The sequence below is a fragment of the Acinetobacter sp. ANC 3832 genome (genome assembly GCF_002135415.1).
Classification (GTDB): Bacteria; Pseudomonadota; Gammaproteobacteria; order Pseudomonadales; family Moraxellaceae; genus Acinetobacter.
This window is the reverse complement of the sequence record NZ_NEGJ01000003.1, coordinates 219,821-234,641: the sequence shown is the minus strand read 5'-3', so window position 1 is coordinate 234,641 and position 14,821 is coordinate 219,821. Positions and strand designations below refer to the sequence as shown.

Sequence of the window (14,821 nt, the reverse complement as noted above, 5' to 3'; positions counted from 1 at the left end):
TGGTCATGGTTCGCGATCGTCACCGTTTAAATCGTCTTCGCAAAGGCAAAGATGCCAATCCTGAGCAATATCAAGAATTATTTGAAAAATCCAATCGTAAAGTGCGTGAACGCTTTTCCCGCTTACCCAATATCAAGCTGAATCAAGATTTACCTGTGACTCAATATGCAGATAAATTAATTGCAGCCATCCAAAAGCATCAAATCATAATTGTTGCGGGTGAGACGGGCTCAGGTAAAACCACACAGTTACCACAAATTGCGATGCTCGCAGGGCGTGGCTTAACAGGTATGATTGGTCATACGCAACCTCGACGTTTGGCTGCACGTAGCGTATCGCAACGTATAGCGGAAGAAGTTGGTGAAAAACTCGGTGAATCCATCGGTTTTAAAATTCGTTTTAATGAACAAGGATCACAAGATTCGATTGTTCGTTTAATGACGGATGGTATTCTGTTAGCAGAATTAACCAACGATCGTTATTTAAATAAATACGACACGATTATTATTGATGAAGCCCATGAGCGTTCACTGAATATTGACTTCATCATGGGCTATTTAAAACAGCTTGTAAAAAAGCGTCCAGATTTAAAAATTATCATTACTTCTGCGACTTTAGATGTTAATCGTTTCAGTCAGTATTTTTATGATGCACCTATTTTTGAAGTAGAAGGACGTAGTTTTCCTGTTGAATTACGTTATCGTCCGATTTCAGAAATGACCATTGGTGGAAGTGATGATGATGACTTTGATGATTTTGAAGAAAACCTTCCGCGTGCAGTGGTTCAAGCAGTCGAAGAATGTTTTAAAGATGCTGAACAGAAAGGGCATCCTGAACATGCCGATATTCTGATTTTTTCAAGCACCGAACAAGAAATTCGAGAGTTGCAAGAAACCTTGCAAAAGTTTGGCCCTAAACATACCCAAATTTTACCTTTATATGCACGTTTAGCATTATCAGAACAACAAATGATCTTTAACCCCAGTGGTGGTGGGCGACGGATTATTATTGCGACCAACGTTGCAGAAACGGCGCTGACTGTTCCCAATATTCGGTATGTGATTGATAGTGGTTTTGCACGATTATCACGCTATAACTATCGTTCACGTGTACAGCGTTTACCGATTGAAGCCATTTCACAAGCAGCGGCAAATCAGCGAAAAGGTCGCTGTGGTCGTATTGCTCCCGGTGTTTGTATTCGTTTATTTAGTGAGGATGATTTTCAAGGTCGTCCTGAATTTACTGAGCCTGAAATTAAACGAACCAATTTGGCGTCAGTAATCTTACAGATGCAAAGCTTAGGTTTAGGTTCAGTTGAATCCTTTGATTTTATTGAGCCACCAGATCATCGTTTGGTAAATGATGGTCGTAAACTTCTGATTGAATTGGGTGCGATTGCGGATGACACGATTAATCCTCCTAAATCGACTTCCGAAACAGAAGAACTTAAACCTCAACCTTCACTAGAAAAAAAAGTTAATCATGATGCTTCGCAACGGAAAAATACTGCAAAAAATGAATTGACTAAAATCGGTCAACAAATGGCAAAAATGCCGATTGACCCACGTCTGGCACGAATGATTTTAGGCGGTGCACATTTTGGCGTATTAAATGAAGTTTTGATTATTGTGGCTGCACTTGCTGTTCAAGACCCACGAGAGCGCCCAGCAGATAAACAAATGCAAGCCGATCAGAAGCATGCATTGTTTAAAGAAGCTGATTCCGACTTTTTGTTTTATACAAAATTATGGGATACCTTACAAAATAATCGTGAAAACTTAAGTGAAAATAAACGTCGTAGTTTTGCCAAACAGCATTTTTTAAGTTGGTTACGTTTACGTGAATGGAAAAAAACCCATGAACAATTGCTTGATTTAGCACAAGGTTTAAAGCTGTCGTTTAATACGAAGCCTGCCAATTACGAAAATCTGCATCGTGCTTTGCTCACGGGATTATTGTCTTTTATTGCCAATAAAACTGATGAGCGAAATATATTTATGGCAGTGCGTCAGCAAAAGGCACGTATTTTTCCTGCTTCGACTTTACATAAAACCAATACGCCTTGGGTAATGGCTTTTGAGATGGTTGAAACATCTCAAGTTTATTTAAGAACATTGGCAAAAATTGAATCAGAATGGATTTTACTGGCTGCACCAAACTTATTGAAACACCATTATTTTGAACCACATTGGGCGAAAAAACCGGGTGTGGTCAATGCTTATGATCAAATTTCATTGTTTGGCTTGATCATTGAGCCGAAGCGACCGACCAATTATGAAAAGGTCGACCAAGCTGCTGCGCATGAAATTTTCTTACGTGATGCTTTAACCACAGGTAATTTAGGCATTACTCCGCCATTTTTAAAACATAACCTACTTAAATTAGAAGAAGTAGAACGTGTTGAAGATAAATTACGTCGTCGTGATTTGGTGGTTGATGAAGAAACGATTTATCAATTTTATGCATCAAAAGTCCCGACAGAGATTGCCAGTCGTCGTAGTTTTGAAGATTGGCGTGCAACGGTAGAAACGAAACAACCACGTTATTTATTTGTGGATGATGATGCGTTGTGGATGAATGATCGTCCAACAACACAACAATTTCCAGACTATTTACATAATGGTCAGCTCCGCCTTGCGGCAAGTTATCGTTTTGATCCAAGTCATGATGAAGATGGTGCGACAGTGACTATTCCTGTGCAAGCTTTGCCACAAGTGGATGAAAATATTTGGTCATGGGGGATTCCGGGTTGGCGAAAAGATTTAATTGAAGCTTTACTTAAATCTTTACCGAAAGATAAGCGACGTAATTTGGTTCCAATACCAGATACCGCACGTAAGTTGATGGCAAGAATTGATGCTGTACATTTAAATGAACATATTTTAAAATTTTTAGCTTTTCAGTTACGTGGTGAGCAGATCACAGAGAAAGACTTTTCTTTTGAGCGAATTGATCAGTATTTGATTCCCTTCATCAAAGTGATTGATGAAAAAGGACGGGTGATTGAAAAAGGGCGTCATTTAGATGAGTTAAAGGCACGTTGTCGTACTGAAACACATAGCCCTGTGAAACAATTAAAAGGTGAATATACGACGTTCCCTAAAGAGTTTGTATTTGAAGCCTCGCAAAAAGTCACGGGTGTTGTAGTCAAGCAATATCAAGCTTTAGTTCCTAGTAAAGAATTTGCAAAATTAGAGGCTAAGGATGAATCAGGCGTTGTGATTCAAACCTTTAATGATCAAAATGAGGCGATTAAGCAGCATCGTGAAGGTATTATTCGTCTCATTCATATGCAATTGGGCGATTTGATCCGTCAATTGAAAAAGCAAATTTCTAAACCCTTGGCATTGGCATATTCTCCATTGGGTGATAAAGCCAAACTTGAACAAATGTTGGTCTATGCAAGTTTACAAATGGCTATTGCAGATTTGCCAATTAATGAAGATGAATATCAAAAACTATTGCTTGATGTAAAACACAAGTTTTTAAGCTACGGTCAGCAAGCTTTAAGTATTATCAGTGAAATTTTTATTCAGTGGCAAAGTGTTCGTCAACAACTTTTGGTACTCGACCAAAATGTGTTTGGTAAAAATATGGATGATGTTGAAGATCAACTTGATTTGATGAATTTATCTGATTTTGTCTACACTAAGCCAGTAGATGTTTGGCAAGAATATCCACGATATTTAAAGGCTTTGCTATTGCGTTTAGATCGCTTGCCTCATAATCTACTACGAGATAATGCAGCGATTGCAGACGTTGACCCATGGATGGATAAGCTGTTTAAGTTTAAGAATGATGCTCGTTTAAAAGAATTGTACTTCATGGTTGAAGAGTTACGTATTTCGTTATTTTCTCAACCTATGAAAACCAAGATGCCTATTTCCCCAACTCGCTTGCAAAAGGTATGGGAAAAGCTCGGAATCAGTTAGAATAGAATTAATTTGTAAGATTTAATGTATTAGGAAAAGGAGTTTTACATGGGCATTCGTATTACAGGTACAGGTCTTTATCAACCTGAAGAAGTTATTACCAATGAAGAGTTGGTGGATTGTTTAAATGCTTATGTAGAACAATTTAACAGCGTCAATGCTGAGAAAATTGAAGCGGGTGAAATGATTGCTCGTCGTGGTTCAAGTGCTGAATTTATTGAAAAAGCATCGGGTGTAAAACGTCGTTATGTCATCGAAAAATCAGGTATTTTAGACATTAATCGCTTACGTCCACGCTTAGAAGAACGTACTGAAGATGAACTTTCAATTCAAGCGGAATGGGGCGTAATTGCCGCTAAACAAGCGATGGAAAATGCAGGTGTAACTGCAGAAGATATCGATGTGGTTATTCTTGCTTGCTCGAATATGCAACGTGCATATCCTGCGGTAGCCATTGAAATTCAAACAGCACTGGGTATTCAAGGTTATGCTTATGACATGAATGTTGCATGTTCTGCTGCAACTTTTGGTTTAAAACAAGCATATGATGCGATTAAAACGGGTGCGCGTCGTGTATTACTTGTGAATGTAGAAATTACTTCAGGTCATACAGATTATCGTTCACGTGATTGTCACTTTATTTTTGGTGATGTTGCGACAGCGTCAATTATTGAAGATACAGACAGTAAAACAGGTTTTGAAATTGTAGATACGCATTTGTTCACGCAATTCTCAAACAATATTCGTAATAATTTTGGCTTTTTAAACAGTTCAGAATTAACATCTCGTGACGATAAGCAATTCCGTCAAGATGGTCGTAAAGTCTTTAAAGAAGTCTGCCCATTGGTTGCTAAAATTATTACAGGGCAATTAGAAAAAAATAATATTGCGCCTGAAAATGTGAAGCGCTTTTGGTTGCATCAAGCCAATAAAAGTATGAATGAATTGATTCTGAAATTAGTGGTGGGTAAAGAAGCGGCTGAAGCTGATCCAGATTTAGTACCGATTATTTTAGATGAGTTTGCAAATACTTCTTCAGCAGGTGTGATCATTGCTTTACATCGCACAGCAGATCAAGTGAATGATGGTGAATATGGCGTACTGTGTTCATTTGGTGCAGGCTATTCTGTTGGTGCGATTCTTGTACAAAAGCATGTTGCATAAAACTTTAGCTCTATAGAGATAAAGATCATGAAATCAAAAGCGTTGCATATACAACACAATTCGACATTGATTCGATTGATTAGTAGTGTGCAACGCTTTTATTTTTCTCCGACTTATCTCGGTACAGAAAACTTAATTGCCAATAAACCCGCGATGTATGTGGGGAATCATACGATTTATGGTGTACTCGATTCACCTGTTTTGATTGATTATTTATTTAATGAACATAAAATTGCCATTGTCAGCCTAGCGGATCACATGCATTTTCACATTCCTATTTGGAAGGAAGTGGTCAAACGTGTAGGTGGCGTAGACGGTGTGCAAGAATATGCCCGTGAAGCCATGCGACAAGGTTATTCGATTCTAGTTTTCCCTGGCGGTGGACGAGAAGTGATTAAACGTAAAGGCGAGGCTTATCAATTGATTTGGAAGCAGCGTTTTGGTTTTTTAAAACTTGCCCAAGAATTTAATTATGATATTGCACCATTCGTGGCTTTAGGTGGTGATGAAGTTTTTGATCTCGCTTTTGACGTGAATAGCCTACTTAAGAAAAAATGGTTTCAGAAGTTATTGAGTTATCCTAAAATTGATAAATTATTACGCAATGGGGAAGTCATTCCATCAATTCCAAAGAATATTATTCCGAAAAGAATTCCTTTTTATTTTAAATTTTTACCCCGTTTAAGTATTCAAAATATCCAGTCATTTGATGAGATGATTGAGTTTAGAGATGAGTTACAACAGCAAATTTATGCCGAAATAGAATTATTAAAACAAGTTCGTCAATCTGATTTACGTGATAAAAAGACTTTTAAAGAATAAATATATTTATTCAAAAATATGAGCAAAGGATTAAAAATGTATACAGCTTCATGCTTGTGCGGTGGAATTCAACTCAAAATTAATGCGGAGATTCCCAAAGTATTTATTTGTCATTGCCAGCAGTGTCAGAAAGCTCAAGGATCTGCTTTTGTTGCCATTGCACCTGTACTGAGTAAAGATTTGGAAATACTCGCAGGGCAGGATTTATTTACTGAATATTGGGCGACTGAAAATAAGAAAAGAGTATTTTGTAAAAATTGTGCTTCGCCATTATTCAGTGCACGATTAGATTTTCCCGAAGTTATTCGCCTACGTGTTGGTATTATCAATGAACCGCTTAAAGCTGAACTAGCATCACATGCTTTTACTCAAAATAAAGCAGCTTGGTTTGAAATTTTAGATGATCATGCAAAGTTTGAAGGAGCTGTTAGATAGAGAGGTTTCTTATATACAGTGCTTGGTAATATTGTTGTAAAATATCTAATAGAATATTTTGGTAATTTTACATACGTTAGATTTATCTAAACCTTATTGACCGAGATTGAATAAAAATACCGTATATGTTTTATAGTTATGAAAAAATAAAAAAAGTGTGATGCGTAATTCATTTTGTGAATAGGGTCACATCCTGTATAATTTCAAAAAAACTTAGACTTTTTAAAATCGAGGATAATAATGACAAGAATAGTTGTTGCAGCAAAACAAGATAAAACACTATTGCAAGATACGCAGTCAAAAGATGTCATATTATCTCAACCATCTATTGTTCAAGTGGGTGTGACGAAGGATGATGTTCAATCCATAGTCAAAGATGGCAATAACATAATAATAAATTTAAAAAATGGTGAACAAATTGTTTTAGAAAATTTCTTCAATCCAAGCGCTGATACAACAAATTCACTGGCTTTTCCTGAAAAAGATGGAAGTTTTACGGTTGCTAATTTTGATGCACAAGGAAAATTTACCAATTATTCAGGTTTAACTGAATTAGATGGCTTGTTGTATAAAAATGCGACCAGTAATGCTGTAAATCAACTAGATGCTTATGATTCGCATACTAGCTCAGACTTCTCATTTGAAAATCTTTTATCAATGAATACGGTAAAAGCAGGTCTAGGAATTCTTTCTGCTGTTGGTTTGGGTTTATGGTTATTGGATGATAATGGCAGTAGTAGTACACCTGCTAATCCAGACATTGTTGCTCCAGTGACTCCAACGGCTGTATTAAATGCAGATGCAGTTTCAATCACAGGTACTGGTGAAGCGGGTTCAACCGTTTATGTGGTTGATGCAAATGAAAAAGTTTTGGCAAGTACCACTGTAGATTCATCTGGTAATTATTCAGTTAAATTATCGACTGCTTTAACAGATGGAAATAAGGTTTATCTTAATGCTAAAGATAGCGCAGGTAATGCTTCAAAATATGTCGCGGTAACAGGAACGAAAGATACAATTGCTCCAGATGAACCACAGGCTCAGTTAAGCGATGACGGTAAGGTGGTTTCTGGTAAAGCAGAGGCAAACTCAACGATTAATGTATATGACCCAGCAGGTAATTTAGTGGGTACTGCAAAAGCCAATGCCAATGGTATTTTTTCAGTTCAAGTTTCACCTGCTTTAACAGGTGGAAGTGTTGGAACAGTTGTCGCTGTCGATAGCACAGGTAACAAGTCAACTGCACATTCTGTTATTGCGGGTAAAGATACTGTTGCTCCAAATGCGCCAATGATTGAAGTCAATAAAGATGGCTCATCTGTTAAAGGTACTGCGGAAGCGAATGCTAAAGTAGAAATTCAAGACTCAACAGGAAAAGTGATTGGTACAGGAACTGTTGATGCAAATGGTAAATTTACAGTCAGTATATCTCCTGTTTTAGCAAGCACGGATACAGCTAAAATTGTTATTGAAGATGCTGCTGGAAATAAATCAACACCTTTGGATATTAAATTAGGGTCAGATACTTTAGCACCAGACAAAGCGGTTGCAACCTTAAATACAGATGGAAATCTGGTTGCAGGTACAGCAGAAGCGAATGCTAAAGTTGCTGTATATGACTCAAGTAATAATTTACTAGGAACAGCAACAGTTGATGCAAATGGTCAATATTCAGTGACACTTTCTACGCCTATTACAGACAGTAAAATAGGTAATGTTTATGTTACAGATGCTACGGGTAATAAATCTGATGTCACCAATGTAACAGGGATTAAAGATACAATTGCTCCATCTAAAGCTGTTGTCAGTGATGTAGTCGATGCTGTTGGTGCGGAGAAAGGTTCTGTTAAAACAGGTGGAACGACTGATGATAGTAAACCGACCTTGTCAGGTACGGGTGAAGCAAATGCCACATTAACTATTTATGACAATGGTAAAGCGATTGGTGTTGTAACCGTGCCTGCAGGTGGTAAATGGTCATATACACCTAATGTTGATTTAGGCTTGGGAAGTCATAGCATCACTTTGATTCAAACAGATCAAGCTGGAAATACAAGTTTAGTCAGCGACTCATATACTTTTACGGTAGTTGAACCTGTAGCGACTACAAGTAGTGTTGAGGTTGCTTCTACAGCAATGAGTGCTGATGTTGTACCTGAAACGGTTGTAGCGACTTCTGCATCTATACCTGAAATAACAGCGACAGCTGAAAATTTAGCTGTTCCTAATACGGCATCTGCAACAGTAATTGGAGTGAATGCAAGTAGTTTAAAACTCGCAACAACATCTTTGGTAACAAATGTAGATAACAGTTTAGATGTGCATCAAAATCCAATTGTAAGTACTTCAAGTGTTACTTCACCTGAGGTTGTATCAACTTCAGATGTTACATCAAAGAGTGTTATACAAACTGCTTCTGTTGCAGATACTATTGCTCTACCTGAAAATAGTGTTTCACCTACAAGTATTAATACTACGGTTATTCCAACCGCTATTGACGCTTCAAGTGTTGTAACGGATCAGGCAACAAGTGTTGCACTACCATCTGCAATAACAACACCAGAGATTGCAGTCACTTCTGCAAGTATTTCAAATGAACCTGTTACAGACACGACTGTAGTGACTCATGCAGTTGATCCTACAGCCGAGTTGATTAGCTCTTTTGTAAATCCTATTTCTAGTTTTTCTTTAGGTAGTATTTTAGAACAGTCTGATTTAAATGGTATTGATTATTCAGCACCATTAGCAACGGCAACAAATGTTCCAAGTATTGCAGATTTACTCAGTGATCATCAGCTCAATACAGCATCAACAGTGGATTCAACAATCAATCAAGCGATTCATGAGTCTGCGCCAGATACAGTCCATACGCTTGCACAATCTACAGAAATGACTGCTCAACCGACAACAGCAGTAACTCCAGATGCAGATGTATTGACACATTTGATTTCTGTTGGTCAAAGAGACGATTTGTTCGATTTACTCAATTCAAATCACTCGATCATCTAAATATTTTAATGATGTTATTAAAGCACCTTCGGGTGCTTTTTTACTGTACATCTAGGTTTAGATAGCGTATAGAAATTTATAGTTTAAAAATGAATGCAATAAAATAAACATAGAGGTTCAAGCCACATGCAAGACGTTGGGACACAAAATCAATATCAAATTTCTATCGATGCAAGTAAAACGCTTAATTTTGTCTTCCAGCAAAATGCAGTACCTTTTATTCGAAGTATTCATTTAACTTTAGATGTTTTACAAGAAATTGGAAATGAAGAAAGTGATATAAAAACAAAATCATTACTTTCTAAAAGTATGTTAGTGATTAAAAGTAATCCAGAATTTTTGATTGAAACAAAAATCAACTTAGGAGAAATTAATGCAGGACAAGCATTAACGCTCAGCAATCCTAAACTGAATTTTGATGTGCAATATCTACAAAATTTACCTGAAAATATTCAAGCCGTGGTGACATTACAATGGTTAGATGCAGAACAAAATATACTGATAGAAAAACAATGCGATGTTGATGTTTTAACCATTGATACATGGGGTGGTGAAACTCAGCCATTAGAGTTATTAGCGAGTTTTTCACAACCTAATTCAGCGTCTTTATTGCCTATTTTAAAGCGTTCAAGTGAATGGCTGAATCAAAAAAGTTTAGGTAGTCTCAATGGTTATCAAGATAAAAGTATTGAGCAAGTATTCAATCAGCTTAATGCTGTATGGAATGCTTTAGTAGAGCAAAATTTACATTATATCGTGAGCCCACGCGGTTTTATTCAAGCAGGGCAACGGATTCGCTTTGCTAAACAAATTTTAGAAGAAAAACTCGCATGTTGTTTAGATTCAACTCTGTTGCTGTGTTCTTTAGTGGAACAAATTGGCTTAGATCCAGTGGTCATTATTGTTGAAGGGCATAGCTATTTAGGTGTTTGGTTGCAAGAAACACCTAATGTTGATGTTTTGATTGATGATCTACAAACTTTACGTAAATGCATGGAATTAAATGCAATTACATTTATAGAAACCACTTTATTGGCACAAAAATCTTCGCTTAAACAAGCCATTGAAGTAGCAAGAAATTATCTGACTCAGCAAGATGAAATTGATAAGTTTTATGTGGCGGTTGATATTCGTCAAAGTCGTTTACGAGGCGTACGCCCCATTTCTAGACAGTTAGATACTCAAGTCAATTTAGATGATGAAGAGATTGGGTGGAGTGAAGCATCTTTACCTGCTTATGGTGCAATTCAAGAAGGTGAAGTGATTGCTACCCGTGTAGATCGTTGGTTAAGGCATTTACTGGATTTAAGTCTGCGTAATAAACTTTTGAACTTTAAAGATAATCGCTTAAGTATTCCATTGCAATGTACGGAACAAACCTTATCAAATTTAGAAGATGCGTTATCGCAAAGCCAAGGTTTTTTCTTGAATAGTGTCGATCATATTTCTTTAAAAGGTGTGACACGAGAAAATGAAGCACAACATGTTCAGCAATATGTAGAAGATAATTTAAGTCGTCAGTTACTTTTCAGCTCACTTGATACGGATACCTTAAATAAAAGGTTGGTTGAGGTGTATCGTGCATCTCGAACGGCATTGGAAGAAGGTGGGGCGAATACTTTATTTTTAGCGATTGGTTTCTTAGAATGGAAAGAATCGGAACGTGCGGAAAGAACCTTTAAAGCACCTTTGCTGTTAATTCCTGTACGAATGACTCGAGAAAGTGCCAAATCAGGTTATCGTTTGTTTATGTATGATGATGAACCTCGTTTTAACTCGACTTTATTACAATTATTAAGACAAGATTTTGAAATAGAAATTCCAAATTTAGATCCATTGCCGACTGATGATTCAGGTGTTGATGTAAATGCAATTTTGCATTTAGTCCGCCGAGCTGTGGTCAATATGAGAGGGTGGGAAGTCAAGGCTGAAGCTGCAATAGGACAGTTTTCATTTTCAAAATATTTAATGTGGTTAGATTTATCAACACGGATGCAACAACTCAAAGAGCAACCTGTAGTCCAACATTTAATTGAAACGCCACGCGAGCCTTTCCAAAAACAGGATGCATTTCCACATCCAAATGAATTAGACCAAAAATATACCCCACAACAATTATTTACGCCCTTGTCTTCAGATTCCTCACAACTTGCAGCAGTCATGTCCGCAGCTTTGGGGCGAACTTTTGTACTATCAGGTCCTCCAGGGACAGGTAAGTCACAAACGATTACCAATATGATGGCGCAGTGTTTGGCAGATGGTAAATCGGTATTATTTGTTTCTGAGAAAATGGCTGCATTAGATGTTGTTTATCGTCGTTTAAATCAAATTGGTCTCAGCAGTTTGTGCTTACAATTACATTCTGCCAAAGCACAGAAAATTGAAGTTTTAGATCAATTACGTGAACGTGCTGATTTAACCAATAATCCCTATGCTTTAACGCAAAAAAATACCCAAGCTGAATGGCAACAATTATCAGAACAGTTGGTACACAGCCGAGATGATTTAAATCAGCATGTGAAGGTTTTACATCAAACTCATGCCATTGGTTGGAGTTTATTTGATGCAATGAGTGAAGAATTATTGCATCGACAATTAACAACATTACGTTTTCCGCAGATTGATATTGCACAATTGTCTCAATCCGCGCGTGAAAAATTGTTAGAACTCAGTCAAAAAGCTGTTCTTCAATATCAACAGATTGCATCGAATGGATTGACGGTTTTGGATGGTTTTGCTGAAGGAATAGAACGTAATATTTGGAACTTGGCATGGCAAGATCAGTACTTGCAACTACAACAACGCTTAGCTGAATTGATTCCAAGTTTAAAGTCGGCATTACAAACTTGGCAAAATAGTTGTCAATTCGCACCCGCTGAAAATTTAAAACAAGTTCAAACTGATGTTGATGTTTTTCAAAAGTTAGTTCATTTTGTTAATAGTCATGATCTCAAGCTATTGAATATTATCAATACTATGGATATTCGAGATATTCAACAAGCACAGGCAATGTGTGTAGAATTATCCAGTTCTCGAACCAAGCTGATTTTTAATTATGATGCTGCAATTTATCAGGCAGATTTAAAGCAGATTGAATTTAAGTGGCATGAAGCCGAAGCGAAATTTTGGCCATGGTCTTGGTTTGCAAAATTTCAATTGCGTAATTTAATACGAAGCTATCAAGCAGATCAACAGCGTCCCTCTGCAATGGTGATGAGCCATGATTTACCCATTCTGATCAATATCCAAAACCATCAGCAACAATTTCGAGCCATTGAGCAAAAAATCTCACAGCAATTAGAACAATATTGGCAAGGTGAAAAAACAGATTGGGCACAATTTGAGAATATGTCCAAAGCATGGACACAGCTTAAAAATGAACTCAGTGAACGTATATCGAGTACACAAATTTTAATTCAGACTGTACAGTTTGCCAGTCAAAATGATTTAACCAAGGTCAACCAATATTCTGATGAGTTGACGCAACTGATTCAGCAATTACAAGCCGATATTCAATTGCAAGGTCAGGAACTTGAACGTGATTATAGCCAAATTGACTTTAATCAACTTCTGCAAAGACAGCAACAATTACAACAATATTCGAGTGAATGGCGTCATTGGTTAAATTGGCAAGCACTTAAAACTCAAATGAAACAGCAAGGGCTTGCATCGTTTGTCACATATCTACAAGAGAATGTGCTAAACCAAGAACAAGCCACGTTATTGGTGAATATTAATCTGGCACGACAATGGATTGTTCGTCAATTCAGTCAGCATCCTGAGCTAAATCAATTTAGTGGTGAGATACAGCAGCAGAAAATTCAAAAGTTTTCTGAGCAAGATCAAGCGCATCAAAAATTTGCCAGTGAAGAAATTATCCAGCGTTGGCATAAGATCTTTGAACAGCCTGATGAATATAAAAAACAGTGGTCTTTACTAAATAAAGAATTGGGTAAGAAACGTCGTCATATTCCAGTACGCGAATTGATTCGACAAATTCCAGAAGTCTTAGAGGGGTTAAAACCCTGTTTGCTGATGAGCCCTTTATCTGTAGCTCAATATTTAGATACAGAATCTAAATTTGATGTGGTCATTTTTGATGAAGCTTCACAGATTCCAGTGTGGGATGCCATTGGTGCATTGGCGCGTGGAAAACAATCCATCGTGGTGGGGGATAATAAGCAAATGCCACCGACCAGTTTCTTCGGCAAAGGCGATACTGAAGAAGTAGATGAGGATGTGACTGAGGATTTAGAGAGTATTCTCGATGAGTGCTTGGCAGCAAAACTGCCTGAATTGGTTTTAAATTGGCATTATCGCAGTCGTTATGAAAGTTTGATTCAGTTCAGTAATCAAAAATATTATAAGGGTGAATTATTAACATTCCCTGCACCTGTGGCAAAAGATACCGCTATTCAATTACATGCAATACAAGGTATTTACGATAAAGGCAATACTCGAACCAATCAGGCTGAAGCTGAAGCCATTGTTCAATTTATTCTTCAGCATTTACGTAGTCAGATGGGGCTTGAGCAAAAACAAACGCTAGGTGTTGTCACTTTTAATATGACACAACAGAAATTGATTGAAGATTTGTTAGATCATGAGTTGGCAAATTCACCTGAACTGGATGTGTTAAGTCGAGAAGGAATAGAACCTTTATTTATTAAAAACTTAGAAAATGTTCAGGGCGATGAGCGAGATATTATTATTTTCTCCATCACCTATGCCAAAGATGAGCAGGGCAAGTTATTAATGAATTTTGGCGCATTGAATCGTCAAGGTGGACAGCGCCGTTTAAATGTGGCGATTACCCGTGCACGACAAGCTTTACATGTATTTTCAACTTTAGCACCTGAACATATAGATTTGTCTCGAACCAATAGTGAAGGTGTTCGTGATTTAAAAGACTTCTTAATTTTTGCCACAACTGGACAGATGCCTTATTACGCTCAAACGACAGAGAAGCCAAAATCTAAAGATGAGTTTATGTTGTATCTAAAAGATCAATTACAACAGTTGGGTTGGAAAGTAGATTTAGCGGTGGGTAGTGGTGATAGTCGAATTGACGTAGCCATTCAGCATCCTGAAATTTCAGGAGAATATCTAACAGGTATTTTGGTAGATGGTGATGATTATGCTAAGGCCGCGACAGCACGAGACCGTGATCAACTTCGTCCAACTGTATTGAAAGGTTTAGGATGGAACGTATTGCAACTTTGGGCGGTAGAATGGTGGTTAGATCCGAAAGGGAATTTAGCGAAATTAAATAGTAGATTAAATCTGTTGTTAGAAAAGGATGAAGTGATTTAATCGAATAAACGTCTTGTATAAATATGAACAAGCTCTTTATTTTCCTCCTACAAGAAGAAATGAAAAGGAGTTATGCAAAAAGTCCAACGAGACTTATATTGAATATTAAATGTGTTGAATATAGAAAACATTAATTTTCTTTTGGA

General features: G+C 37.2%; 6 protein-coding genes. All 6 read left to right on the top strand.

All coding sequences use genetic code 11. The features are described from left to right. Positions 1 to 5: 5 nt before the first annotated feature. The 6 genes from B9T35_RS05475 (at position 6) to B9T35_RS05450 (ending at position 14,675) form a co-directional block, all read left to right on the top strand. On the top strand, positions 6 to 3,932 hold the full coding sequence (locus B9T35_RS05475) for a DUF3418 domain-containing protein (RefSeq protein WP_416202422.1): 3,927 nt from the start codon (positions 6 to 8) through the stop codon (positions 3,930 to 3,932). A gap of 48 nt (positions 3,933 to 3,980) precedes the next feature. After that, on the top strand, positions 3,981 to 5,096 hold the full coding sequence (locus B9T35_RS05470) for a beta-ketoacyl-ACP synthase III (protein WP_086190110.1): 1,116 nt from the start codon (positions 3,981 to 3,983) through the stop codon (positions 5,094 to 5,096). A gap of 27 nt (positions 5,097 to 5,123) precedes the next feature. Then, on the top strand, positions 5,124 to 5,918 hold the full coding sequence (locus B9T35_RS05465) for a lysophospholipid acyltransferase family protein (RefSeq protein WP_086190109.1): 795 nt from the start codon (positions 5,124 to 5,126) through the stop codon (positions 5,916 to 5,918). A gap of 36 nt (positions 5,919 to 5,954) precedes the next feature. Then, positions 5,955 to 6,353 carry a GFA family protein gene (locus B9T35_RS05460; RefSeq protein WP_086190108.1) on the top strand — a complete coding sequence of 133 codons (399 nt, stop codon included), beginning with the start codon at positions 5,955 to 5,957 and terminating at the stop codon, positions 6,351 to 6,353. A 240-nt stretch (positions 6,354 to 6,593) separates the two neighbouring features. After that, the gene (blp2, locus tag B9T35_RS05455; RefSeq protein WP_086190107.1) at positions 6,594 to 9,362 is read left to right on the top strand and encodes an Ig-like repeat protein Blp2; all 2,769 of its coding nucleotides are present in this window, start codon (positions 6,594 to 6,596) and stop codon (positions 9,360 to 9,362) included. Positions 9,363 to 9,488: 126 nt separating this feature from the next. Beyond that, positions 9,489 to 14,675 carry a DUF4011 domain-containing protein gene (locus B9T35_RS05450; protein WP_086190106.1) on the top strand — a complete coding sequence of 1,729 codons (5,187 nt, stop codon included), beginning with the start codon at positions 9,489 to 9,491 and terminating at the stop codon, positions 14,673 to 14,675. The last annotated feature ends 146 nt before the right edge of the window (positions 14,676 to 14,821 follow it).